Raw genomic sequence first — 23,702 nt, forward strand, 5'->3', positions numbered from 1 at the left:
CTCGCGACCCCGACCTTGGCAAGGTCGTGCTCTACCAACTGAGCTATTCCCGCATACTTCTGGCCATATTTCTATGGCGTCGTGATTTGCATTTCTGCTTCGTCACGGGAGGCGCATTATACGAGAATTCGATTTACCTGCAACCCCCCTGAGCGCAATTTTTTTCGTTTTTGGTTTAAGTGACCACTTTATCACCACACACCGGCCTGAATTGTCTAAATAACCAGCAAATGCGGCAAAATCACTTTTTCCAGGCCCGCTAAAGGCGCAAAATCGCTCAAGTTTATAGGCGGATATCGCCCGCTGACGGTCAACAACGATGACAACCAGGGAAATAAAATGAAAAAAGCGCGTACCGTCCTGCTGCTGGCCACGCTTGCCACAGGAACAGCATCGGCAACAACGCTACATTTTGGGACAACGACGGCCAATCCGCCGTATGAAACCGTCAATGGTAAAAATCAGCCCACGGGTTTTGATATCGACCTGGCCAACGCGCTGTGCAGGCAGATGCAGGTCGAATGCAAATTCACTCCCCAGGGGTTCGATACCCTCATCCCGGCGCTGCGCTTTAAGAAATTCGACGCCGTGATTGCCGGTATCGAAGTGATTCCGATGCGAGAAAAGCAGGTTGCGTTCAGCCATCCCTATCGTCAGGCGCTGTCCGGCGTAGTTGTCACAGCGAAAGACGCCGCCCATACCTTTGCCGATCTGAAGGATAAAAAAATCGGCGTCGTGAAAGGCACCCTTCATCAGCACTATCTGCGGGACAAACAAAAAGCCGTGCATGCGGTGCCTTACGACAGCGACGAAAGCGCCCTGAGCGCGCTGAAAGAAGGCGTGATTAGCGGCGTGATGGGCGATCAGGAGACGTTAACGAAATGGCTCCAGGATAACCCCGACTACGCCATGATGGACGAACGCGCCACGGATCCCGGCTACTACGGTAAGCAGTACGCCATTGCGGTACGTAAAGACGATCCTGAGCTGCTGAATAACATCAATGCCGCTCTGGATGTCGTAAAAGCCTCGCCGGAGTTCCAGGCCATGGAACAGAAGTGGTTTAAATAGTCGGGGGGATGACCGGGGCGTGTTGGCCCCGGCACGGGCGTTAAAGCTTAATAAAGTGTTCGCGATAGTAGGCCAGTTCCGCGACCGATTCGCGAATATCGTCCATCGCCTGATGGGTTCCTTGTTTCTTAAAGCCGTCGAGAATTTCCGGCTTCCAGCGACGAGCCAGCTCTTTCAGCGTGCTGACGTCCAGATAGCGGTAGTGGAAATACGCTTCCAGCTCAGGCATATATTTAAACAAGAAGCGGCGATCCTGGCCGATGCTATTGCCGCAGATCGGCGACTTACCCGCCGGTACCCACTTTTTGAGGAATTCGATAGTCGCCAGTTCGGCTTCACGATCGCCCTGGGTACTCGCCTTCACCCGTTCCACCAGCCCGCTGCCGGTATGGGTACGCACGTTCCACTCGTCCATCAGCGCCAGCTGCGCGTCTGACTGGTGCACCGCAATGGTCGGCCCTTCCGCCAGAATGTTCAGATTCGCGTCGGTCACCAGGGTGGCGATTTCGATGATGCGATCGCGCTCCGGATCCAGCCCCGTCATTTCAAGATCGATCCAAATCAGGTTGTTTTCATCTGCACTCATGTTATTTTCCACCCTTCTTACGTCACTATATTCATCTAAAATAGCGTGTATCATAGAGGTTTTGCCCGTACAGGGCGACCAGGAGCCAGTTCGATTGAGTAAAAATAAACTCTCCAAAGGCCAACAGCGCCGCGTGAAGGCCAACCACCAGCGCCGCCTGAAAACGACTTCGGAGAAGGCCGATTTTGATGACAACCTGTTCGGTGAGAAATCCGAAGGGACCGTCATTAGCCGCTTTGGCATGCATGCCGATGTCGAATCCGCCGACGGTAGCGTCCACCGTTGCAACATACGCCGCACTATCCGTTCGCTGGTCACCGGCGATCGCGTGGTCTGGCGGCCTGGCAAAAGCGAAGCTGACGGCGTCAACGTCAAGGGCATCGTCGAGGCCGTCCATGAACGGACCTCCGTATTGACGCGTCCGGATTTCTACGACGGCGTCAAACCCATCGCCGCCAATATCAATCAGATTGTCATTGTTTCCGCGATCTTGCCTGAGCTTTCTCCGAATATTATCGACCGCTACCTCGTGGCCTGCGAAACGCTGAACGTTGAGCCGCTGATCGTGCTCAATAAGATCGACCTGCTGGATCAGGCGAGCATGGACTTCGTCAACGAGCAAATGGACATCTATCGCCATATTGGTTACCGCGTACTGATGGTCTCCAGCCGCACGCAGGATGGCCTGAAGCCGCTTGAAGAGGCGCTCACCGATCGTATCAGTATCTTTGCCGGGCAGTCAGGGGTAGGCAAATCCAGCCTGCTGAACGCGCTGCTGGGCCTGCATGATGACCAAATCCTCACCAATGACGTTTCGGATGTCTCCGGACTGGGGCAGCACACCACCACGGCCGCGCGCCTGTACCACTTCCCGCACGGCGGCGATGTGATTGACTCGCCGGGCGTACGCGAGTTCGGCCTGTGGCATCTCGACGCGGAACAAATCACCCACGGCTTTGTCGAATTCCATGATTATTTAGGCCGGTGCAAATACCGCGACTGCAAACACGACAATGACCCGGGCTGCGCCATTCGCGAAGCGGTGGAGAAAGGCGAAATCGCCGAAAGCCGGTTTGAAAACTACCATCGCATTCTGGAAAGCATGGCGCAGGTACAGGTAAAAACGCGTAAAAGCTTTTCATCAACCGATGACTGACATTTAAGCTGAGCATCGTTAGAATCGTCCCCCTTTTTTCAGGCTCCGCTGCTCCGCGGGGCCAGGAACGACAAATAATGGCCTGGAGGCTACCTTGTTAAACGATCTTAAACTTTCACTGCAATACATTCTGCCTAAACTGTGGCTCACCCGCCTCGCAGGCTGGGGTGCACGCAAACGAGCAGGCTGGCTGACAAAACTGGTCATCGATCTGTTCGTGAAATATTACAAGGTCGATATGAAAGAGGCGCAAAAGCCTGACACCGCCAGCTACCGTACCTTTAACGACTTCTTCGTTCGCCCGCTGCGCGACGACGTCCGTCCGCTAAACACAGACCCGAGCGTGCTGGTAATGCCCGCCGACGGCGTCATCAGCCAACTGGGCGCCATTGAAGACGACAAAATTTTGCAGGCTAAAGGCCATAACTACAGCCTGGAAGCGCTGCTGGCCGGTAACTACCAGATGGCTGACCTGTTCCGTAACGGTAGCTTCGTTACCACCTATCTTTCGCCGCGCGATTACCACCGCGTGCATATGCCGTGCAACGGTATTCTGCGCGAAATGATCTACGTGCCGGGGGATCTGTTTTCCGTAAACCATCTGACCGCGCAAAACGTGCCGAATCTTTTTGCCCGCAACGAGCGCGTCATCTGCCTGTTCGATACTGAGTTTGGCCCTATGGTGCAAATCCTCGTCGGCGCCACCATCGTCGGCAGCATCGAAACCGTGTGGTCCGGTACCGTCACGCCGCCGCGCGAAGGCATCATTAAGCGCTGGACCTGGCCTGCTGGCGATAGCGAAGGCTCCGTCGCCCTGCTGAAAGGCCAGGAGATGGGCCGCTTTAAGCTGGGCTCCACGGTGATTAACCTGTTTGCTCCGGGCCAGGTGAAGCTGGTTGAGCAGTTACAAAGCCTGTCGGTGACCAAAATAGGCCAGCCGCTGGCGCTCGCGCCTGAAGCCGCGGCGCCGGTAGAGCCCGCGCCGCTGGCGGAAGAAGAAGTCCGCGCTGAACACGCAGCCAGCCCGCTGGTTGACGATAAACAAGACGAAGGTTAATTCCTGAAAAAAGGTTACGCCGTGCGCCTGATATACACTTTCCTGTTGGCCTGGTGCCTCAGTTTTGGGGCGTACGCAGCGACAGCCCCGGATGCTAAACAGATAGCCCAGGAGCTGGAACAGGCGAAGGCGGCAAAGCCCGCCCAGCCTGAAACCGTTGAAGTCCTGCAATCTGCCCTGAACGCCCTTGAGGAGCGTAATGCTTCCCTTGAGCGCGCCCGCCAGTACCAGGACGTTATCGATAACTTCCCCAAACTGTCGCAAAACCTGCGCGCGCAGCTCAACAATCTCAGCGATGAGCCGCGCCAGGTCTCCACTACCCTCTCCTCCGATGCCCTGAACCAGGAGATTCTCCAGGTCAGCAGCCAGCTGCTGGAAGCCAGTCGTAAAGCTCAGCAGGAGCAGGATCGCGCCCGCGACATCGCCGACTCCCTCAACCAGCTGCCGCAGCAGCAGAGCGATGCCCGCCGCCAGCTGAATGAGGTTGAACGCCGGGTCGGCGCGCAAAGCAGCAATACCCCGCTGGCACAGGCGCAAAATCTTGGTCTGCAGGCGGAGTCCGCGCGGCTGAAAGCGCTGGTCGATGAGCTGGATCTGGCGCAGCTTTCCGCCAATAACCGCCAGGAGCTCTCACGGTTGCGATCCGAGCTGGCGCAGAAAGAGAGCGAGCAGCTCGACGCCTGGCTACAGGCGCTGCGAAATCAGCTCAATAACCAACGGCAGCGCGAGGCGGAGAAAGCGCTGGAAAGCACCGAACTGCTGGCGGAAAACAGCGAAAATCTGCCGCCGGATATCGTGGCGCAGTTTAAAGTTAACCGCGAGCTGTCGCAGGCGCTTAACCAGCAGGCGCAGCGGATGGATTTGATCGCCTCGCAGCAGCGCCAGGCGACCAATCAGACCCTCCAGGTGCGTCAGGCGTTAAACACCCTGCGCGAGCAGTCCCAGTGGCTGGGCTCTTCCAATCTGCTTGGCGAAGCCCTGCGCGCGCAGGTGGCGCGGCTGCCGGAAATCCCGCGGCCGCAGCAGCTGGATACCGAAATGGCGCAGCTGCGCGTGCAGCGTTTACGCTATGAAGATCAGCTCGGCAAACAGCCGCAGCTAAGACAAATTCGTCAGGCCAGCGGTGAACCGCTCACCGCGGAACAGACCCGTATTCTGCAGGCCCAGATGCGCACGCAGACCGAGCTGCTCAACTCCCTGCTGCGCGGCGGCGATACGCTTATGCTCGAACTGACCAAGCTGAAGGTCGCCAACGGTCAGCTAGAGGATGCGCTTAAAGAGATCAACGAAGCGACCCACCGCTATCTGTTCTGGACCTCGGACGTCAGCCCAATCGGCTTCTCGTGGCCGCTGGAGATCGTTCAGGATCTCCGCCGCCTGATCTCGCTCGATACCATGAGCCAGCTCGGTAAGGCCAGCATGATGATGCTGACCAGCAAAGAGACCCTGCTGCCGCTCTTCGTCGCGCTCATTCTGGTGGGGTTCAGTATTAGCTCACGCCGCCATTTCACCAGCTTCCTTGAGCGCTCCAGCGCGCGCGTCGGTAAGGTTACGCAGGATCACTTCTGGCTCACCCTGCGCACGGTGTTCTGGTCCATACTGGTGGCCTCGCCGCTGCCGGTGCTGTGGATGACGCTGGGCTATGGCCTGCAGGCCGCCTGGCCTTTCCCGCTGGCCGTGGCGATTGGCGATAGCGTCACCGCCACGGTACCGCTGCTGTGGGTCGTGATGATTTGCGCCACGTTCGCCCGCCCTAACGGCCTGTTTATCGCCCACTTTGGCTGGCCGCGCAGCCGCGTCAGCAAAGCGATGCGCTACTACCTGATGAGCATCGGGCTGATCGTGCCGCTGATTATGGCGCTGATTACTTTCGATAACCTCAACGATCGCGAGTTCTCCGCCTCGCTGGGCCGCCTCTGCTTTATGCTGATTTGCGGCGCGCTGGCGATGGTGACCCTGAGCCTGAAACGCGCCGGCATTCCGCTGTATCTCGACAAAGAAGGCAGCGGCGACAATATGCTGAACCGGCTGCTGTGGAATATGCTGCTCGGCGCGCCGCTGATAGCGATGCTGGCGGCGGCGATCGGTTATCTCGCCACGTCGCAGGCGCTGCTCGCCAGGCTTGAAACCTCGGTCGCCATCTGGTTCCTGCTGCTGGTGGTTTATCACATCATACGCCGCTGGATGCTGATCCAGCGGCGCCGCCTGGCGTTCGATCGCGCGAAGCACCGCCGGGCGGAGATCCTCGCCCAGCGCGCCCGCGGCGAAGAGGAAGTCCAGCATACCAGCAGCCCGGAAGGTTCGATGGAAGCTGAGGTCAGCGAGGTCGATCTTGATGCCATCAGTACCCAGTCGTTGCGTCTGGTGCGCTCCCTGCTGATGCTGATCGCGCTGGTGTCGGTTATCGTGCTGTGGTCAGAAATCCACTCCGCGTTTGGCTTCCTGGAGAATATCTCGCTGTGGGACGTCACCTCCACGGTACAGGGCGTTGAGAGCCTGGAGCCGATTACCCTCGGCGCGGTGCTGATAGCCATCCTGGTGCTGATTATTACTACCCAGCTGGTGCGCAACCTGCCCGCGCTGCTGGAGCTGGCTATCCTCCAGCATCTGGAACTGACGCCGGGCACCGGCTACGCCATCACCACCATCACTAAGTACCTGCTGATGCTGATCGGCGGTCTGGTCGGCTTCTCGATGATTGGGATTGAGTGGTCCAAGCTGCAGTGGCTTATTGCCGCGCTCGGTGTGGGTCTCGGTTTTGGCCTGCAGGAGATCTTCGCCAACTTTATCTCGGGCCTGATTATCCTGTTTGAGAAACCGATCCGCATTGGCGATACGGTCACCATTCGCGATCTCACCGGCAGCGTGACGCGTATTAATACCCGCGCCACCACCATCAGCGACTGGGACCGTAAAGAGATTATCGTACCGAACAAGGCGTTCATCACCGAACAGTTCATCAACTGGTCGCTGTCGGATTCCGTGACCCGCGTGGTGCTAACGGTGCCTGCTCCGGTAGATGCCGATACCGAAGAGGTGGCGCAGATCCTGTTAAATGCCGCGCACCGCTGTTCATTGGTTATCGATACCCCGGCGCCGGAAGCGTTCCTCGTTGATCTGCAGCAGGGGATCCAGATTTTCGAGCTGCGTATCTACGCCGCCGAAATGGGTCACCGGATGCCGCTGCGCCACGAGATGCACCAGCTGATTCTGGCCGGATTCCGCGAGCACGGTATCGATATGCCGTTCCCGCCGTTCCAGATGCGCCTGGAGAGCATCGATGGCAGAAAAAGCAGCAGGGCGCTGACCTCGGCAGGGAAAACCAGCCGCACGCCCGGCAGCCTGTAAGAACGGCCTTGCCTGAACGCAGGCAAGGCCAGCGTTTTAGCTCTCCTCGACCATCAGCTGCACCGCCGTACGCCGGCGGTAATTCTCATAGATCCCCAGCGCCAGCAGCGAAAAGAAAGCCGGTCCGCCGACCATCCACAGCGCGCTGCTCCAGTCACCCGCTTCCATCACCGGCTCAATCACGGTAAAGATATTGGCAAATGCCACCACCAGTACCACAACGGCGGTCGCCAGCAGCGTCGAGCCCCGGTGTTTAAAAATCACAAAGGGGCGATCGAGATCCTGCTTCGCCTTAAAAAAAGGAAATGCCAGCGTTAAAAACAGATACGGCAGCGTCATAGAGACATTCGCCATCAGCGTCAGTTTGTTATAAAACGCCGACGCGGTATCGCCCCCAAAGGAAACCAGCAGAATAAACACGCTCACCAGCAGGCACTGCCACCACATGGCGTTCGCCGGCATACCGTTAGCGTTAATTCGCGTCATTGCTGAAGGCCAGAGCGCTTTTGGCGTGCCCTGAATAATCGCCTTTAACGGCGAGTAGCTCAGGGTAAAGAAAGCGCCGGTATAAGCGAGGAACATGGCGAGTCCGGTGATTCTGGCAAACCATAATCCGCTCAGGGCGGCGACGGCGGGCGGCAGATGCATCGCATTAGCCAGGGTGGCGCCAAGGCGGGTCATCAGCACGTAGGTGATATTACCGAGGTTCGTGGAAGGGTTGCTCAATACCTGCTGCCAGTTGGCGCTCACGCCCCACAGAACAATCGCCAGCGAATAGCCAACAGAAATGACGACCGCCGCGATAACAATGCCTTTGGCAAAATTCTTTTCCGGCTGCTCGGTTTTATCCACCAGACCGCCAACCGCTTCGATTCCGCCGTAGGCAAAGATGGCAAAAACCACGAACGATAGCATCGCCAGACCGGACTGATAGTCTGGATTAGGCGAGGCCGTGAAATCCAATGGTTGGGCAAAATGGCCGCCGTTGAGCAGTAAAATCACCAGGCTCACCAGCAGCAGGACCAGATTAAGGCCCATGACCGCGATCCCGCCGACGGCGGTAATTTTGGCGATTTTGTGCATGCCTTTTACCGCGACAAAGGTCACCAGCAGCATCCAGCACGCGGCAAGAATACCGACCGTTTGCGTGGAGGTCAGTCCGGCCAGCGCCCAGGATTGCGTTTTATCCGCGCCGAATAAGAATGTGGAAAACGGCACCCAAATTTTAGCCGCCGTGCTGACCATCCAGACCACATAGGATGAAAACCACATAAAGGCCCCCATAAACGCAAAGCGCGGGCCGACGCTATGATTCATCCATGAATAGATCCCGCCCTCCTCCTTACGATAGGCCGCTCCCATCTCCGCCATCATTAGCGCAAAAGGGATAAAGAAAAACAGAGCGGAGAAGAGATAAAACGGCATCGCGCTGTAGCCCATCAGGTAGAACGCTGAGGGGCTGTTTGCAAAACCAAATACCGAGGTGAAGATCATTAATATCAGCCCAATCAGGCTCATCTTCTTTATTTGCTGGTGCATAAATCTATCCAAACGCGGTATCGCGGCAGAGGATGCCGGATAACCAAAAAAAATGAGCGCGGATAGTAGCAAAAACCCAAACGGTTCTTGTGGGTATTAGGGCTGAAAGGCGGGCTTCCCTTCCATCATCGAAAGGGAAGCTGAGAGAGGATCAGGCGCGGTCGACGGTGAAAGAGAGAACCTCACCGATGCTTTCTGCCCCCAGGGCCAGCATCACGACGCGGTCAACGCCCAGCGCCACGCCGGAACAATCCGGCAGCCCGGCTTCGAGAGCGGCCAGCAGATGACGATCGATTGGCTGCTGCGGCAGGCCGCGAGCGGCGCGCTTGCGGTTATCCTGTTCAAAACGCTGCTGCTGTTCGCGCGCGTCGGCCAGCTCATGAAAACCGTTCGCCAGCTCAATGCCTTTGTAATAGACCTCAAAACGTTCCGCCACGCGGTGATCTTCGGTGCTGATTTGCGCCAGCGACGCCTGGCTTGCCGGGAAGTGATAAATAAACGTCGGACGATCTTTACCGATGTGCGGCTCGACGCCCATGGTAAAAAGTAGCTGAAGCAGCGTATCCCGGTCCTCTTCCGTATCGGCGATATTGCTCAGATCCAGCTTCGCCGCCGCTTCGCGCAGCTGCGTTTTATCCGCCGACAGCGGATCGATTTCCAGATGACGCTGGAAGGCTTGCTGATAGGAGAGGCTTTCGGCTGGCTGGCAGTCGAGGACCTGCTGGAGCAGATCGTCCACTTCATTGATCAGCCGGTACATGTCATAGCACGGACGATACCACTCCAGCATGGTGAATTCCGGGTTATGGTGGCGCCCCATCTCTTCATTGCGGAAGCTACGGCACAGCTGAAAGACCGGGCCGCAGCCGGCCGCCAGCAGGCGCTTCATGTGATACTCCGGGCTGGTCATCAGGTACAGGTTCAGCCCCTGAGAATGACCAGGACCGACGAAACGCGTCTCAAACGGGACCATATGAATATCCGTCACCGTCGCCTGACTCATGCAGGGCGTCTCCACCTCCAGCACGCCGCGGTCGGTAAAGAAACGGCGAATTTCCGCCATGACCGCTGCACGTTTTAATAGATTTGGAATGGATGCGCTCGGCTGCCAGGTTGCCGTTTCGCTCATGGTACGTTCTCCGATTTGAAACAAGGGCACGAAGTCTACTCGTAACTGGCGGATGAAACAAATTTTGTGCGAATACGTAAACGCGTTACATACACTTAATTTATTGATAACCCAAAAACATAAAGCAATGAGATAAACGACCGCACAGAACGATAAAAAAATCGAACACGTCAATTTTCCCTCATAACCCTACGGCTATACTCCTTACCTATAAAGGAGCAGTGATACGTTTTCGCCAGCCCGGCGGCGAAATAAACAAAAACTGGAGGAATGTCGTGCAAACTTTTCAAGCCGATCTTGCCGTAATAGGCGCAGGCGGAGCAGGTCTTCGCGCCGCAATAGCCGCCGCGCAAGCTAATCCAAATGCAAAAATCGCTCTAATTTCAAAAGTCTATCCTATGCGCAGCCATACCGTTGCTGCTGAAGGGGGTTCCGCTGCCGTCGCGCAGGATCATGATAGCTTCGAGTACCATTTTCACGACACCGTTGCCGGCGGCGACTGGCTATGTGAGCAGGACGTCGTTGACTACTTCGTTCATCACTGCCCGACGGAAATGACCCAGCTCGAACAGTGGGGATGCCCGTGGAGCCGCCGCCCGGACGGCAGCGTCAACGTCCGGCGATTCGGCGGTATGAAGATCGAACGAACCTGGTTCGCTGCCGATAAAACCGGCTTTCATATGCTGCACACCCTGTTCCAGACCTCGCTTCAATTCCCGCAAATCCAACGCTTCGACGAACATTTTGTTCTGGATATTCTGGTCGATGATGGGCAGGCTCGCGGTCTGGTCGCGATGAATATGATGGAAGGTACGCTGGTGCAGATCCGCGCCAACGCGGTAGTTCTGGCTACCGGCGGCGCTGGACGCGTGTATCGCTACAATACCAACGGCGGTATCGTCACCGGCGACGGGATGGGTATGGCGCTCAGCCACGGCGTACCGCTGCGCGATATGGAGTTCGTGCAGTATCACCCCACCGGCCTGCCGGGCTCCGGTATTCTGATGACGGAAGGCTGCCGCGGCGAAGGCGGTATTCTGGTCAACAAGAACGGCTACCGCTACCTGCAGGATTACGGCATGGGTCCGGAAACCCCGCTGGGCGAACCGAAAAATAAATATATGGAGCTGGGTCCGCGCGATAAAGTCTCCCAGGCTTTCTGGCACGAATGGCGCAAGGGCAACACGATCCCTACGCCGCGAGGCGATGTGGTCTATCTCGATCTGCGCCATTTGGGTGAGAAAAAGCTGCTTGAACGTCTGCCGTTTATCTGTGAACTCTCGAAAGCCTACGTTGGCGTCGATCCGGTAAAAGAGCCGATTCCGGTGCGTCCAACCGCACACTACACCATGGGCGGGATCGAAACCGACCAGCAGTGTGAAACCCGTATCAAAGGGCTGTTTGCCGTTGGCGAGTGTTCTTCTGTGGGTCTGCACGGCGCCAACCGTCTTGGCTCCAACTCCCTGGCGGAGCTGGTGGTCTTTGGTCGTCTGGCCGGTGAGCAGGCCATGCAGCGCGCAACCGAAGCGGGCGAAGCCAATAGCGCCGCGCTGGACGCGCAGGTCGTCGATATCGAGAAGCGCCTGAAAGATCTGGTTAATCAGGAAGGTAACGAGAACTGGGCGAAGATTCGCGACGAAATGGGTCTGTCGATGGAAGAAGGCTGCGGCATCTACCGTACGCCGGAGCTCATGCAGAAAACGGTCGATAAGCTCGCCGAGCTGCAGGAGCGCTTCAAGCGCGTGCGGATCACCGACACGTCCAGCGTGTTCAATACCGACCTGCTGTACACCATCGAACTGGGCCATGGTCTGAACGTCGCCGAATGTATGGCGCATTCCGCCCTCGCGCGTAAAGAGTCCCGCGGCGCGCATCAGCGCCTGGATGAAGGCTGCACCGAGCGCGACGACGTCAACTTCCTCAAGCATACCCTCGCCTTCCGCGATGCCGATGGCCACACCAGTCTGGAGTACAGTGATGTGAAAATCACCACTCTGCCGCCGGCAAAACGCGTGTACGGTGCGGAAGCGGAAGCAGCCGAGAAGAAGGAGACGACGAATGGCTGAGATGAAAAACATGAAAGTCGAAGTGGTGCGCTACAACCCGGAAGTAGACATCGCACCGCACAGCGCTTTCTATGAAGTTCCCTATGATGAGCAAACCTCGCTGCTTGATGCGCTGGGCTATATCAAAGACAACCTCGCGCCGGACCTCAGCTACCGCTGGTCCTGCCGCATGGCGATTTGCGGTTCCTGCGGCATGATGGTGAACAAGGTGCCAAAACTGGCCTGCAAAACCTTCCTGCGCGAATACACCAAAGGCATTAAAGTCGAGGCGCTGGCTAACTTCCCGATTGAGCGCGATCTGGTGGTCGATATGACCCACTTTATTGAAAGCCTGGAAGCGATTAAGCCGTACATCATTGGCAACCCGCGCACGCCCGATCAGGGGCCTAACACCCAGACCCCGGCGCAAATGGCCAAGTACCACCAGTTCTCCGGCTGCATTAACTGCGGCCTGTGCTACGCGGCCTGCCCGCAGTTTGGTCTTAATCCGGAGTTTATCGGCCCGGCGGCGATCACCCTCGCCCATCGCTACAACGAAGACAGCCGCGACCACGGTAAAAAGGAACGTATGGCGCAGCTTAACGGCCAGAATGGCGTCTGGACATGTACTTTCGTGGGCTACTGCTCCGAAGTCTGCCCGAAACACGTCGACCCGGCGGCCGCGATCCAGCAAGGCAAGGTAGAAAGCTCGAAAGACTTTCTTATCGCCACCCTGAAACCACGCTAAGGAGTGCAGTATGACGACTAAACGCAAACCCTACGTGCGGCCGATGCCGTCCACCTGGTGGAAAAAGCTGCCGTTTTATCGCTTCTATATGCTGCGTGAGGGAACAGCGGTACCCACGGTCTGGTTCAGCATCGTGCTGATTTACGGATTGTTCGCACTGAAGCACGGCGCGGAGAGCTGGGCCGGGTATATCGGTTTTCTGCAAAATCCGATTGTCGTGATCCTGAACCTGATCACGCTTGCAGCCGCACTGCTGCATACCAAAACCTGGTTTGAGCTGGCACCGAAAGCTGCCAATATTATCCTTAAAGGCGAGAAAATGGGGCCAGAGCCGGTTATTAAGGGGCTTTGGGTCGTCACTGCGGTCGTCACCGTGGTGATCCTGTTTGTCGCGCTGTTCTGGTAAGGAGGCTGGAATGATTAATCCCAAACCAAAACGTTCTGATGAACCGGTATTCTGGGGGCTGTTTGGCGCTGGCGGCATGTGGGGAGCGATTGTCGCCCCCGTTATCGTGCTGCTGGTGGGTATTATGCTGCCGCTCGGACTGGCGCCCGCGGACGCCTTCAGCTACGAACGCGTGCTGGCTTTCGCCCATAGCTTTATTGGCCGCGCATTCATTTTCCTGATGATTGTGCTGCCGCTATGGTGTGGACTTCACCGTATTCACCATGCGATGCATGATTTGAAAATTCACGTACCCAACGGTAAGTGGGTCTTCTACGGCCTAGCGGCGATTCTGACCGTCGTCACTCTGGTCGGCATATTGTTCATCTAAAGCGCTCGCCGGAGGCCGCTTTTACCTCCTCGGCGATAAGCCCGGTAGCATTATGTTACCGGGCTCGCTTCTCAAGAAAATTCCGCCGCATTTTTCCTGCCTGAATCTACACTTAGCTTAAAACTGGCAAGGAAAACATTATGCGTCTGCTACCCGTTATTGCGGTTGTTGCCGCTTCATTTCTGCTTGTAGCCTGCAGCGCGCCGACGCCACCTTCTGGCGTAACCGTGGTCAGTCCGTTCAACCCTCAACGCTATCTTGGCACCTGGTATGAGATTGCCCGCTTCGATCACCATTTTGAGAGCGGTTTAGAAAAAGTTACCGCAACCTATAGCCTGCGCGACGATGGTGGGCTGGACGTGGTCAATAAGGGATACAACCCCGACCGGGGGATGTGGCAGAAAACCGACGGCGTGGCTTACTTTACCGGGGAGCCCACGCGAGCCGCGCTGAAAGTGTCGTTTTTCGGCCCCTTCTATGGCGGCTATAACGTGATTGCGCTGGACAAGGATTATCGCTACGCGCTGGTTTGCGGACCTGACCGGGATTATCTCTGGCTACTGGCGCGCGCGCCGAAAATCCCGCCAGAAGTGAAGCAGCAGATGCTGGATATCGCTACCCGGCAGGGATTCGACGTCAGCAAACTGCTGTGGGTCAATCAGCAGTATTAATGCGCGCTCATTTTCAGGCCAATGATACCAACCACAATACACGCCAGGCTGGCAATGCGCATCGGGCTGGCGGATTCGCCTAGCAGGATAATCCCCGTCACGGCTGCGCCGACCGCGCCAATTCCGGTCCAAACGGCGTAAGCCGTCCCCACGGGTAGCGTTTTCATCGCCCACGACAACAGCGCCATGCTGATGACCATGGCGGCAATCGTTATCACGCTTGGCACCAGGCGGCTAAACCCATGGGTATATTTCAGGCCGACAGCCCAGACGACTTCCAGCAGACCCGCGATAAACAGAATCAACCAGGACATATGGCTCCTTTGATGGGGCCGTCCCCAGATGTGAAACGCTTACAGGCCGTCCCGTAAGGTAGATGATATTCCGCAGGAATTATACACGACGTGGCAACGGTGAGGAAGAACGGTACGACCAACGGCCGTACCGCCATGGTCTATTGCTGAGCTTTGGTCGCGGCGCCCGAAATCGCGCTACCGCCTTCTGAAATATCCTGACCTACACCGCGCGTGGTGTTACATGCGGTCAGTACAGAGGAAAGTGCCAAAACCGTAAAGAACGCTGCAATCGCTTTTTTTACCATAATGTCATCCTTATTAACCAGTTTTAGTTATCGTGCTCTATAAGCATAGACAAACTGGTCCAGGATGAGGGAAGCGAGACGATTTTTAAGAGAAAAAGAAGTGAAGAAAGTGAATCAGATAGAGGGTGAGTATATGAATAAGAATTGCCTGATGAAATAAGATTAGCTGACCGCGTGAGAAATAGCATGACCCAGGCTCTGGATATCCTCGCCCACGCCGCGAGCCGTATTGCACCCGGCAAGCAGAGAACCGCTCAGCAATAACAGTAACAACAGTTTCAGTGTAGGAGTCATCTTCCTTGCCTGCGGTTTCAACCTGTAGAGGCGCAGCATGGCGCTGCGCCAACTCTTTCGCCGCCTGAATTACTTCACGCGGGAGACGTATTCGCCAGAGCGAGTATCGACTTTGATGACTTCGCCAATCTGTACGAACAGAGGAACTTTAACCACTGCGCCAGTGGACAGCGTTGCAGGCTTGCCGCCGGTACCCGCGGTATCGCCTTTCAGGCCTGGATCGGTTTCAACGATTTCCAGCTCAACAAAGTTTGGCGGGGTGACGGAAATAGGCTGACCGTTCCACAGGGTCACGATGCATTCAGCCTGATCCAGCAGCCATTTAGCGTTATCGCCAACGGCTTTAGCGTCAGCGGCCAGCTGTTCGAAGGTAGAGTTGTTCATAAAGTGCCAGAACTCACCGTCGTTATACAGGTAAGTCAGGTTCATATCGACAACGTCCGCACCTTCAGCAGAATCGGTAGACTTGAAGGTTTTCTCAACGCGAGTACCGGTCAACAGGCGGCGCAGCTTAACGCGCGCGAAAGCCTGGCCTTTGCCGGGTTTAACGAATTCACTGGCTTCAACGGCATAAGGTTCGCCGTCCATCATGATTTTAAGACCGGCACGAAAATCGTTGCTATAGTAAGTCGCCATAAGGCCCTCTGAAATTTTGTTAATTGGTAGCTAAGCCACAAAATGGCGCATATTGTAACCCTAAATACCCCATCCAGAGAAGATTGGTTAACGCAACTTGCCGATGTTGTGACCAGTCCTGATGAACTGCTGCATCTTTTAAATGTAGACGCAGATGCGAATCTATTGGCAGGACGTGACGCTAAGCGCCTGTTCGCACTGCGTGTTCCGCGGGCGTTTATTGCCCGTATGGAGCCAGGCAATCCCAACGATCCTCTTCTACGTCAGGTACTTACCTCCCAGGAAGAGTTTATTAATGCCCCGGGATTCTCTACCGATCCGCTGGAAGAACAGCATAGCGTTGTACCCGGTCTGCTGCATAAATACAGCAACCGTGCGCTACTGCTGGTGAAAGGCGGCTGCGCGGTAAATTGTCGTTATTGCTTCCGTCGTCACTTCCCCTATGCTGAAAACCAGGGCAATAAGCGTAACTGGCAGCAGGCCCTGGAGTACATTTCGGCACATCCCCAGCTGGATGAGATCATTTTTTCCGGCGGCGATCCGCTTATGGCCAAGGATCATGAACTCGACTGGCTATTGACGCAGCTGGAATCTATTCCGCACATCAAGCGCCTGCGTATTCACAGCCGGCTGCCCATTGTGATTCCTGCGCGTATTACTGATACGCTGGTTGCACGTATTGCTGCATCATCGTTACAGGTACTGCTGGTAAACCACGTTAACCACGCCAACGAGATTGATGCGGCGTTTCGTGCGTCCATGAAAAAACTGCGTATGGCTGGCGTGACCTTATTGAATCAAAGCGTGCTGCTGCGCGGCGTAAATGATAACGCCAACACGCTTGCCGACCTGAGCAACGCGCTATTCGACGCCGGCGTCATGCCTTATTATCTGCACGTGTTAGACAAAGTGCAGGGAGCGGCGCATTTTATGGTCAGTGACGAAGAGGCCAGAGCGATCGTGCGCGAATTGCTGACGCTGGTGTCCGGCTATTTAGTACCAAAACTTGCGCGGGAAATCGGCGGGGAACCCAGCAAGACGCCCCTCGACTTGGGGTTAAAGCAGCAATAGTCAATCCGTCTGCCGGGCATGGCCAGGCAGACTGCCTATTTGCTATTACTCACTGGTATATAACTACTACTGCTTAATCATTTTCGTAAAACCAGTCGTTATCCTTTCTGAAAGAAAGTAAAAGCAAATATAAAAGCAAGCTGTAAACCCATTCATTAAAGCTACAAGAAAAGAGAAAGAATGTTTGCTGCGGTCATAACCAATAGCAGGGGTAAAATCCACTTGGGTAATTTGAACTCTGTTGCTTTATTGTCATTGAAACTTTTTTGCGCATCTTCCTGAATGGCTAAATTATGAGTCACATTGTTCTCAACCGGAGGCGAAGATGTGCTCGCGGTGATCTGCACATTTTCAGGGTTTTCTGGCTCTTTTTCGTCCGTTCGGAAGAATGACGCGATATTTGATCCTGCGGCGAGAACAAATCCCCGCTGCCTTACTGTGACAATAATATCTTGCGATAATCCTGCTTTCAGTAATGATTTTCTTAGCAAGGAAATGTTCTGATAGAACGTATTCTGAGAAACAACAATCCCTCTATTTTTCCACACTATATCCAGAAACTCCTCCCTGGATATAATCTTCCCGTTGCTTTCGAGCAAAAGTTGCAGGCAGCGTGCCGTTGGCACATTGAGGGTCACGCTGTCCCCATTCTCTCCTACAGGCTGTAGCTCATTCATATTTACATTAAAAATAACTTCATTATTAATGATATATTCATTGAATATCATAATCCCAATCCTCTCTCACCATTCCATATGAAACAAAGATGAATTAAATTCAAATTCACCTTTAGCAAACACAACACATCCCTTTTAGCCTGCCAGATTAGATAATTTCAAGGATAAATTCCCGCTCCTCCCAGAGCAAAGATAATATTATCATGATATTTGAACCAAATGGAAGACTGATTTACAACTATACGTTCCAGATACGCTCGTTATTATCTACGAAGTCTACTTGTGAATTTGCAACCTTCAATAAACAAGCTTTAAATTCAAGCAGAATTCACATGCATTTTATCTACCCTGCACTTAGATTTGTTACCGCTCCGGCACAATACGCGCTGATTTGTACAATAGTGGCGGCAGGAGAAAGATAACGATAGCGCTCAGGCAGCATAGCGGAATGCTAGTTATTACTATTCATACTAATTAACATCCACGCCATGACGCTATTCAGGACTTTAGTATCTCTATATGGATTAAATAAATGAAAAAAACAATTGTAGCTGTAATGGTCGCTGCTTCAGCAGTTCTGAGTGCCCAGGCTTTTGCGGCAGGGAACAGTTCTAACCTGACTATTCTGGGCAACGTAACCGACACCGGCGAATCCTGTAACGTAACGCCGTCCGCGATGATTTCAGGCGGATCTTTAACGCTGGATGATGTAAAAGCATCCGTGCTGGAGGCCCTGGCTGTCAACGCACCGTATATGTCTACAGCAAAAGATATTGAGTACAAAATCGAAGACTGCCAGAAAGGCGCTAAAGACTTTAGTGGCAATATCAACGTCACCGTAACAGGCGACTATATCAGCGGCCAGGATGACGTGCTGACCAACTCCGCGGCCAGCCCGGCGACTAACGCTGCGGTTACCGTGGTTAATACCGATGGAACCCGCGTAAGCTTCACCGGCACTACGCCTAAGGTTATTGCATATACTGCGGGTACGCCTTCTTATCTGCGTTATAAAGCCGCATACGTTAAAACCGCAAATGGCGTTACCGATGGTGCAGTTAAGGGTGTAGCAACCTTTACTATTAGCTACTAATAAGCATGCCGGGGTTTACCTGAGGTAAACCCCATTCTTATATTCAGGGAATGAATTATGCTGAAGTCATTATTAAGGCTAACTACACTTTCTTTTATTACCATCAGCTTCGTAGCCCACAGCGGAGTCGTGGTGGATTCAACCCGTCATCTTTATAAAGAAGGCGCGCGAGAAATCAGCGCAAACATTGAAAATAAAGATGATACGCCATATCTTATTAAATCCTGGGTAGAAGCACCTGAAGGAACGAAAGACAGCTTTTTTATGGTGACGCCTCCGCTTTTCCGTCTGGAGGGAAAGCAAACGAATACGGTGCGTGTTTTTCCTAATGCGTATATATCCAAAGCACCAAAGGATCGTGAAACCGTCTACTTCTTTAACGTTATGTCTATCCCGCCAACCAGCGATAGTGAAGCCGATAAAAACAAGCTGCAGCTCGCCGTTCGCCACAGAATGCGCCTCATCTATCGTCCACGCGCTATTCAGGATATGAATATTACTACTGAGGCCAAAAATCTGCAGTGGCGTAAGTCCGGTAATAAAATAACGTTAAAAAACCCGACCCCATTCTTTATTTATTTTAAAACAATAACAATAAACGGCAGGGATATTACTAGTTCAGTTAATAACATTGATGCTTTTTCCAGCAAAGAATTTACTTTGCCTGCAGGTATAAATGGTTCAGAGATCGTATGGAAGGTAGCTACGGATAATGGGGGCTCGGGCCCAGCTAACACCTCATCGATTTAAATTCTTTTTCATTGGCCAGGGTGAAAAGTATGTCTATTTCAATAAAAAAGATGGGAGGGGCGCTATCCGGAACCTACCACACATTTTTCGTTCTCGTTCCGGCGCTCGCTCTCGGTTTAAGCGCTAATGCCCTGGCACGTGATTTTTTTGATCCCGCTTTTATAAAATCAGTAAATCAGGGCGATCCATCCTCAATACCGGACCTTTCCCTGTATTCAACCAGGGATGCACAGGCGCCAGGGGTGTACCGCATTGACGTTATTTTAAATAATAGTCTGCAAGAAACGGCCGATATTCGCTTTGTTGACAAAAAAGATCCGGCGACTGATGCCTTAAAACTCGCGCCATGTTTAAGCATTGCTAAATTAACCACCTATGGTTTACGTTCAGATGCATTTCCAACATTAAAAGAGGATGCTAACGGCTGTGCTGATACGAGCATCATCCCGGATTTCACCACTGATTTTAACTTTAATACTCAACAGCTGCTGATATCCATACCGCAGGCAGCCCTGTCGACGATAGCTCAGGGATTTGTTTCTCCCGATGAGTTTGATGACGGTATTAACGCCTTGCTGACCAACTATCAGTTTAGTTCGGGCAAAGACTATGAAGCGGACAATGAGTATTACAATCTTAACCTACAATCCGGCCTGAACATTGGGCCGTGGCGCCTGCGCAACCTTAGTACCTGGAATAAATCAGCAGGCACGAAGAGTGACTGGGATTCCGTCTATCTCTATGCGCAGCGAAGCATTGTGTCGTTGAAAAGCACCTTAGTCATGGGTGAAAGCACCTCTCTCTCCAGCATTTTTGACAGCGTGCCCTTCACGGGGATTCAGCTGGCAACCGATACGGACATGATTCCTGAAAGCCTGCGCGGCTTCGCGCCTGTTGTTCGTGGTATTGCCAGGACCAACGCTCGCATCGTCATTAAACAGAATGGCTATCAAATCTACCAGGCCTTTGTCGCTCCGGGCGCTTTCGAAATCACCGATCTCTACTCGACCGGCGGCAACGGTGACCTTTACGTCACCGTCGAGGAGTCCGATGGTTCCCAACAGAACTTCGTCGTGCCTTACGCCTCTCTGCCATTAATGCTCAGAGAAGGCCAGATGGAGTATGAGATCACGAGCGGTAAATATCGCCCATATGACGGCAATATAGATGAAAAACCGTTTACGCAGGCTACGATCGGCTACGGTGTCTTAAGCAACACCACTTTCTATACCGGTTTGCAGGCGGCATCCAACTATCAGGCGCTCGCTTTCGGGGCCGGGCAAAACCTTGGCGATATTGGCGCGGTTTCCGCAGACGTCACGACAGCCTGGTCCCACAAGAAAGATGAAGATAAAACGTCCGGCCAATCCTGGCGTATCCGCTATGGTAAAAATATTCTTGAGACCGGCACCAATATTACCGTAGCCGGCTACCGCTATTCGACCTCCGGGTACAATACGCTAAGCGATGTGATGAACACCTATAGCAACAGATACGGCGGCTATACTCCACGCTCTCTGCGTAACAGAACCAATATTACCGTCAGCCAAAGCCTGGGGGCCGGGTTAGGTAGCCTTTCTGTATCCGGTATATTCGAGGATTACTGGGACAGCAAGCGCCACAATAACTCGCTGAATATTGGTTACAACGGCGGGTTCCGTCGCTTTAACTATTATGCCGGCTATAGCTATAGCCGCTACAGCTGGGGAAATAGTGGCTCCGGCCGTTATGTAGAGGATGACCATGTCGTTTCATTTAATATCTCTATTCCTTTAAGCGAGTGGTTGCCTAATGCTTATGCGACCTACAACGTCACCAACAGCAGCCCGGGCTCGACCGATCAGTATGTTTCTCTGAGCGGGGTGGCGCTGGAAAATCATAACCTCGACTGGAACGTACAGCAGGGCTACAGCAATCGGGAGGATGCCAGCGGCGGCGTCTACGGCAACTATCGTGGTTCAACGGGTTCAGTTAACGCCGGCTACAGTTATGCCAAACATAGCCAGTTGATTAACTATGGTCTGAGCGGCGGCGTATTAATGCATGCCGACGGTATTACCCTGGGTCAGGAAATGTCTGAAACCGCCGTATTGGTTAAAGCACCCGGGCTGAAAAATGTACGCCTGGAAAACGACGCGACTATCGAAACGGACTCCCGCGGCTACGCGATTATTCCGTACGTTACGCCATACCATCGGACCAACGTAACCTTAGATAGCACGACTCTGGGGAATAATATGGAATTGCCAAATACGACGCAAAAAGTCGTGCCTACCCGTGCAGCCGTGGTACGGGCGAACTTCGCGGGTAATATTGGCCGCCGCGCATTCCTTATCCTTAAGAGAGCATCAGGCGAAAACGTGCCGTATGGCGCAACGGTAACGTCAACTACCGATAAAAATGCCCAGGCCAGTATCGTGTCTGATGGTGGGATGGTCTACATGTCCGGTCTAAAAGATAACGGTGAAGTCTATGCCCAGTGGGGTTCAAAGACTGGCCAGCAGTGTAAAGCGGCTTATAGTCTGGCCAGGGAAATCGAAGGCATCGCGCAGACGACTGCGGTTTGCCACCAACAGGGAAAGTAATACTATGAAATGTCTTTTTTTTATTATTAGTTTACTCAGCATAAGCTTACAGGCGGTGGCTACCTGCTCATATAGTAAAACGGGTGGCGGTGCGATTACCGTTAGTTTTAACGGTTCTGTCATCGCGGATTCCACATTACCTAACGGTAGCATATTAGCGTCGGCAAGACGTGGAAGTGTAAATCCCAAAACATTTTCATCGTGTAGTTCCAGCGATGTTTATGTCGTCAGAACCGTACCTGTCGTAAGCCCATCTAATATTACTAAAATTGGTGGAAAAATAGTTTATGAGACAGGTATCCCCGGTATTGGGTTTCAGATTTCTGATATTACCTTACCATCAGTTAACTATTTTTCCCCTGCAGAAATAGATCAGCCAGAAATAGCCAGCAATCATTATTTTTCTAAAGCGTCTGGACAGGTCATGGTCTGGTTAGTGAAAACCGGCCCCATAACGAAACAAAAGGGAAACAAAACGGCGGTTTATTTTATGGCTGGCCCGCCAAATCAGACCAACACGGGTGCATCGAATACCGCTGAATTATTCAGAATCAATGTGGATTTGACTAACATTACTTTTAAGGAAACTACCTGCGAAATCTCGCCGCGCAATGGAGGTATCGTAAAACTATCAACCATTGATATTTCAGATTTAAATTCCGTAGCTGTCGGTAGTGCCGCAGGCAAGTCCAAAAATATCACCCTCGATATTAACTGCCCGGATTCAGAAATCAATAAAAAATATGTTTACTGGTTTAGCCCTATATCTGTAGCATCAACAAGCGTAAATGGACTATTACTAAATTCATTACCAGACGGCGCTCAAAACATAGGTATCATTCTTAAAAAAAATGGTTCTGCGATAAAATTTAACGATCTGAGTGCCTACCCCTTCGTCAGTACTAAGAGTCAGGATTTAACGCTCACTGCTGACTATTTTAAAATCGCTAAAAATGTCTCTGCAGGCATCACTGGGGAGATAAAAACAGATTTAGAGGTCATCCTGCAGGAGGAATAATTCCCCTGTGAGCAAGGATATAAGCATATACCAGCAAGTTTTACATAGACTTAATGATGAATAAAAGCAAAAACGTTATAAATCCAAAATTATTCGAGTGGTGAGCGAGAGAATACCTGGCAGTTTACTGCATTAAGTGGCTGGGCTGAGCGCGCTCAGCCAACGCTCAGGCAGCCTGAAGTGTGGCGGTTAAAATGCCTGTCGTTATCAATCCGTTCCCTCACACACAATCACGCCATCAATATTAATTCACTAAAGCTGATACATGAACCGCTAAAAATTCACTAATCAATCATCAACACGGACATTGAAAAATAACAGTCACATATTAGAATCAGCCTCGAAATACCACCTTGCACCTTCGTGTATTTCATTTTCTAAAAATGTCAAAATAGATTTTGACTTGTTGTTGTTTTCTTAAAGCACTCATATATTAAAGGAATATATAATGAAACAACTCACTGTATTTGAAATGGAAGAGATTTCTGGTGGCTACTCCTGGGACTTCTCATCGATAACTGGCGCCTTAACCAGTATTGTTTTTAATAGCGCAGAAGCTATCGGGGCATCCATTTTAGGTGCCACTGCAGGCGCACTTGCCGGTTCTGCTATGGGCGGCATCTTCGGCGGTAACGGTGGCGGCATTTTAGGTATCGGGTCAATTGGCCAGGCGGTGGGGATGATTTACGGTCTGTGCGTTGGCGGCGTTGGTGGCGCTATTGCTGGTGCCATGGTTGGCTGGGATATCACTCTCGATAAATGTATCGAGATGTTTGATGGATTTGTTGATGGTACGCTAGCCTACTGGTAAGAAAGTGTTCAGACCATAACTTTATGAAGGCTCTGACGAG

The 23,702-nt window shown here is 53.1% G+C and carries 23 protein-coding genes; 15 read left to right on the plus strand and 8 right to left on the minus strand.

The window, feature by feature from the left end; genetic code table 11:
• The first annotated feature begins 339 nt into the window (after nucleotides 1-339).
• Entirely contained in the window at nucleotides 340-1,071 is a 732-nt protein-coding gene (locus ABLU67_RS04185) for an arginine ABC transporter substrate-binding protein (RefSeq protein ID WP_348852176.1), read from the plus strand.
• Nucleotides 1,072-1,111: 40 nt separating this feature from the next.
• On the opposite strand, the gene orn is transcribed toward ABLU67_RS04185, so the two are convergent.
• Nucleotides 1,112-1,657 (minus strand): oligoribonuclease, encoded by a 546-nt coding sequence (gene orn, locus ABLU67_RS04190; protein WP_004097954.1) that lies wholly within the window; start codon nucleotides 1,655-1,657, stop codon nucleotides 1,112-1,114.
• A gap of 94 nt (nucleotides 1,658-1,751) precedes the next feature.
• Here orn and rsgA point away from each other — a divergent pair, with 94 nt between their 5' ends.
• From rsgA to mscM, 3 genes are all read left to right on the plus strand, one after another.
• The gene (gene rsgA / locus ABLU67_RS04195) at nucleotides 1,752-2,813 is read left to right on the plus strand and encodes a small ribosomal subunit biogenesis GTPase RsgA (protein ID WP_004097952.1); all 1,062 of its coding nucleotides are present in this window, start codon (nucleotides 1,752-1,754) and stop codon (nucleotides 2,811-2,813) included.
• Nucleotides 2,814-2,907: 94 nt separating this feature from the next.
• Nucleotides 2,908-3,870, plus strand: coding sequence for an archaetidylserine decarboxylase (gene asd / locus ABLU67_RS04200; protein ID WP_048262026.1), 963 nt, complete (start codon nucleotides 2,908-2,910; stop codon nucleotides 3,868-3,870).
• Between the two features lie 21 nt (nucleotides 3,871-3,891).
• Nucleotides 3,892-7,218: a miniconductance mechanosensitive channel MscM gene (mscM, locus tag ABLU67_RS04205; RefSeq protein ID WP_048262028.1), complete on the plus strand. Its 3,327-nt coding sequence runs from the start codon at nucleotides 3,892-3,894 to the stop codon at nucleotides 7,216-7,218.
• 36 nt (nucleotides 7,219-7,254) lie between these two features.
• Here mscM and yjeM read toward each other — a convergent pair whose 3' ends face one another.
• Together yjeM and epmA are read right to left on the minus strand one after the other, a co-directional pair.
• On the minus strand, nucleotides 7,255-8,757 hold the full coding sequence (gene yjeM / locus ABLU67_RS04210; protein WP_219677747.1) for a glutamate/gamma-aminobutyrate family transporter YjeM: 1,503 nt from the start codon (nucleotides 8,755-8,757) through the stop codon (nucleotides 7,255-7,257).
• A gap of 151 nt (nucleotides 8,758-8,908) precedes the next feature.
• Nucleotides 8,909-9,886, minus strand: a complete 978-nt coding sequence (gene epmA / locus ABLU67_RS04215; RefSeq protein ID WP_219677748.1) for an elongation factor P--(R)-beta-lysine ligase — start codon at nucleotides 9,884-9,886, stop codon at nucleotides 8,909-8,911.
• A 275-nt stretch (nucleotides 9,887-10,161) separates the two neighbouring features.
• Here epmA and frdA point away from each other — a divergent pair, with 275 nt between their 5' ends.
• From frdA to ABLU67_RS04240, 5 genes are all read left to right on the plus strand, one after another.
• Nucleotides 10,162-11,952: a fumarate reductase (quinol) flavoprotein subunit gene (frdA, locus tag ABLU67_RS04220; protein ID WP_025107641.1), complete on the plus strand. Its 1,791-nt coding sequence runs from the start codon at nucleotides 10,162-10,164 to the stop codon at nucleotides 11,950-11,952.
• A complete protein-coding gene (locus ABLU67_RS04225; protein ID WP_004097940.1) occupies nucleotides 11,945-12,679 on the plus strand; it encodes a succinate dehydrogenase/fumarate reductase iron-sulfur subunit in 735 nt (244 codons plus the stop codon). Before frdA ends, ABLU67_RS04225 begins: the two co-directional genes overlap by 8 nt.
• A gap of 10 nt (nucleotides 12,680-12,689) precedes the next feature.
• Complete coding sequence (frdC, locus tag ABLU67_RS04230; RefSeq protein ID WP_004097939.1) at nucleotides 12,690-13,085, plus strand: fumarate reductase subunit FrdC; 396 nt, start codon at nucleotides 12,690-12,692, stop codon at nucleotides 13,083-13,085.
• 10 nt (nucleotides 13,086-13,095) lie between these two features.
• Nucleotides 13,096-13,455: a fumarate reductase subunit FrdD gene (gene frdD / locus ABLU67_RS04235; protein ID WP_004097938.1), complete on the plus strand. Its 360-nt coding sequence runs from the start codon at nucleotides 13,096-13,098 to the stop codon at nucleotides 13,453-13,455.
• Nucleotides 13,456-13,595: 140 nt separating this feature from the next.
• Nucleotides 13,596-14,126 carry a lipocalin family protein gene (locus ABLU67_RS04240; RefSeq protein WP_025107642.1) on the plus strand — a complete coding sequence of 177 codons (531 nt, stop codon included), beginning with the start codon at nucleotides 13,596-13,598 and terminating at the stop codon, nucleotides 14,124-14,126.
• Here ABLU67_RS04240 and sugE read toward each other — a convergent pair.
• The 4 genes from sugE to efp form a co-directional block, all read right to left on the minus strand.
• Nucleotides 14,123-14,440: a quaternary ammonium compound efflux SMR transporter SugE gene (gene sugE, locus ABLU67_RS04245; protein WP_103814238.1), complete on the minus strand. Its 318-nt coding sequence runs from the start codon at nucleotides 14,438-14,440 to the stop codon at nucleotides 14,123-14,125. The two genes, ABLU67_RS04240 and sugE, sit on opposite strands and share 4 nt — an antisense overlap.
• A 140-nt stretch (nucleotides 14,441-14,580) precedes the next feature.
• Nucleotides 14,581-14,727: a lipoprotein toxin entericidin B gene (gene ecnB / locus ABLU67_RS04250; RefSeq protein WP_004097935.1), complete on the minus strand. Its 147-nt coding sequence runs from the start codon at nucleotides 14,725-14,727 to the stop codon at nucleotides 14,581-14,583.
• Nucleotides 14,728-14,889: 162 nt separating this feature from the next.
• Nucleotides 14,890-15,021, minus strand: a complete 132-nt coding sequence (locus ABLU67_RS04255) for an entericidin A/B family lipoprotein (protein ID WP_064375709.1) — start codon at nucleotides 15,019-15,021, stop codon at nucleotides 14,890-14,892.
• A 69-nt stretch (nucleotides 15,022-15,090) separates the two neighbouring features.
• Nucleotides 15,091-15,657: an elongation factor P gene (gene efp / locus ABLU67_RS04260; protein ID WP_004097931.1), complete on the minus strand. Its 567-nt coding sequence runs from the start codon at nucleotides 15,655-15,657 to the stop codon at nucleotides 15,091-15,093.
• A 42-nt stretch (nucleotides 15,658-15,699) separates the two neighbouring features.
• Here efp and epmB point away from each other — a divergent pair, with 42 nt between their 5' ends.
• A complete protein-coding gene (epmB, locus tag ABLU67_RS04265) occupies nucleotides 15,700-16,728 on the plus strand; it encodes an EF-P beta-lysylation protein EpmB (RefSeq protein WP_032695144.1) in 1,029 nt (342 codons plus the stop codon).
• Between the two features lie 161 nt (nucleotides 16,729-16,889).
• Here epmB and ABLU67_RS04270 read toward each other — a convergent pair whose 3' ends face one another.
• Nucleotides 16,890-17,456 (minus strand): winged helix-turn-helix domain-containing protein, encoded by a 567-nt coding sequence (locus tag ABLU67_RS04270; protein WP_004097927.1) that lies wholly within the window; start codon nucleotides 17,454-17,456, stop codon nucleotides 16,890-16,892.
• Between the two features lie 481 nt (nucleotides 17,457-17,937).
• Here ABLU67_RS04270 and ABLU67_RS04275 point away from each other — a divergent pair, with 481 nt between their 5' ends.
• From ABLU67_RS04275 to ABLU67_RS04295, 5 genes are all read left to right on the plus strand, one after another.
• The gene (locus ABLU67_RS04275; protein ID WP_025107645.1) at nucleotides 17,938-18,498 is read left to right on the plus strand and encodes a type 1 fimbrial protein; all 561 of its coding nucleotides are present in this window, start codon (nucleotides 17,938-17,940) and stop codon (nucleotides 18,496-18,498) included.
• Nucleotides 18,499-18,555: 57 nt separating this feature from the next.
• Nucleotides 18,556-19,248 carry a molecular chaperone gene (locus tag ABLU67_RS04280; RefSeq protein ID WP_148849489.1) on the plus strand — a complete coding sequence of 231 codons (693 nt, stop codon included), beginning with the start codon at nucleotides 18,556-18,558 and terminating at the stop codon, nucleotides 19,246-19,248.
• 50 nt (nucleotides 19,249-19,298) lie between these two features.
• Nucleotides 19,299-21,833: a fimbria/pilus outer membrane usher protein gene (locus ABLU67_RS04285; RefSeq protein WP_265810637.1), complete on the plus strand. Its 2,535-nt coding sequence runs from the start codon at nucleotides 19,299-19,301 to the stop codon at nucleotides 21,831-21,833.
• Nucleotides 21,834-21,837: 4 nt separating this feature from the next.
• On the plus strand, nucleotides 21,838-22,851 hold the full coding sequence (locus ABLU67_RS04290) for a fimbrial protein (protein ID WP_064405837.1): 1,014 nt from the start codon (nucleotides 21,838-21,840) through the stop codon (nucleotides 22,849-22,851).
• 448 nt (nucleotides 22,852-23,299) lie between these two features.
• A complete protein-coding gene (locus ABLU67_RS04295) occupies nucleotides 23,300-23,662 on the plus strand; it encodes a hypothetical protein (protein ID WP_004097919.1) in 363 nt (120 codons plus the stop codon).
• Nucleotides 23,663-23,702 lie beyond the last annotated feature (40 nt).

This window comes from Klebsiella sp. GN_Kp190, assembly GCF_040061795.1.
Taxonomy (GTDB): Bacteria; Pseudomonadota; Gammaproteobacteria; order Enterobacterales; family Enterobacteriaceae; genus Klebsiella; species Klebsiella michiganensis.

What these genes read in the sequence shown, in the direction of transcription:
- epmB (WP_032695144.1), top strand. Translation starts at nt 15,700, where the DNA reads ATGGCGCATATTGTAACCCTAAATACCCCATCCAGAGAAGATTGGTTA.
- frdC (WP_004097939.1), top strand. Translation starts at nt 12,690, where the DNA reads ATGACGACTAAACGCAAACCCTACGTGCGGCCGATGCCGTCCACCTGG.
- ABLU67_RS04275 (WP_025107645.1), top strand. Translation starts at nt 17,938, where the DNA reads ATGAAAAAAACAATTGTAGCTGTAATGGTCGCTGCTTCAGCAGTTCTG.
- ABLU67_RS04285 (WP_265810637.1), top strand. Translation starts at nt 19,299, where the DNA reads ATGGGAGGGGCGCTATCCGGAACCTACCACACATTTTTCGTTCTCGTT.
- ABLU67_RS04185 (WP_348852176.1), top strand. Translation starts at nt 340, where the DNA reads ATGAAAAAAGCGCGTACCGTCCTGCTGCTGGCCACGCTTGCCACAGGA.
- epmA (WP_219677748.1), bottom strand. Translation starts at nt 9,886, where the DNA reads ATGAGCGAAACGGCAACCTGGCAGCCGAGCGCATCCATTCCAAATCTA.
- ABLU67_RS04295 (WP_004097919.1), top strand. Translation starts at nt 23,300, where the DNA reads ATGAAACAACTCACTGTATTTGAAATGGAAGAGATTTCTGGTGGCTAC.
- ecnB (WP_004097935.1), bottom strand. Translation starts at nt 14,727, where the DNA reads ATGGTAAAAAAAGCGATTGCAGCGTTCTTTACGGTTTTGGCACTTTCC.
- yjeM (WP_219677747.1), bottom strand. Translation starts at nt 8,757, where the DNA reads ATGCACCAGCAAATAAAGAAGATGAGCCTGATTGGGCTGATATTAATG.
- ABLU67_RS04270 (WP_004097927.1), bottom strand. Translation starts at nt 17,456, where the DNA reads ATGATATTCAATGAATATATCATTAATAATGAAGTTATTTTTAATGTA.
- sugE (WP_103814238.1), bottom strand. Translation starts at nt 14,440, where the DNA reads ATGTCCTGGTTGATTCTGTTTATCGCGGGTCTGCTGGAAGTCGTCTGG.
- ABLU67_RS04225 (WP_004097940.1), top strand. Translation starts at nt 11,945, where the DNA reads ATGGCTGAGATGAAAAACATGAAAGTCGAAGTGGTGCGCTACAACCCG.
- efp (WP_004097931.1), bottom strand. Translation starts at nt 15,657, where the DNA reads ATGGCGACTTACTATAGCAACGATTTTCGTGCCGGTCTTAAAATCATG.
- frdD (WP_004097938.1), top strand. Translation starts at nt 13,096, where the DNA reads ATGATTAATCCCAAACCAAAACGTTCTGATGAACCGGTATTCTGGGGG.
- ABLU67_RS04280 (WP_148849489.1), top strand. Translation starts at nt 18,556, where the DNA reads ATGCTGAAGTCATTATTAAGGCTAACTACACTTTCTTTTATTACCATC.
- orn (WP_004097954.1), bottom strand. Translation starts at nt 1,657, where the DNA reads ATGAGTGCAGATGAAAACAACCTGATTTGGATCGATCTTGAAATGACG.
- ABLU67_RS04255 (WP_064375709.1), bottom strand. Translation starts at nt 15,021, where the DNA reads ATGACTCCTACACTGAAACTGTTGTTACTGTTATTGCTGAGCGGTTCT.
- ABLU67_RS04240 (WP_025107642.1), top strand. Translation starts at nt 13,596, where the DNA reads ATGCGTCTGCTACCCGTTATTGCGGTTGTTGCCGCTTCATTTCTGCTT.
- ABLU67_RS04290 (WP_064405837.1), top strand. Translation starts at nt 21,838, where the DNA reads ATGAAATGTCTTTTTTTTATTATTAGTTTACTCAGCATAAGCTTACAG.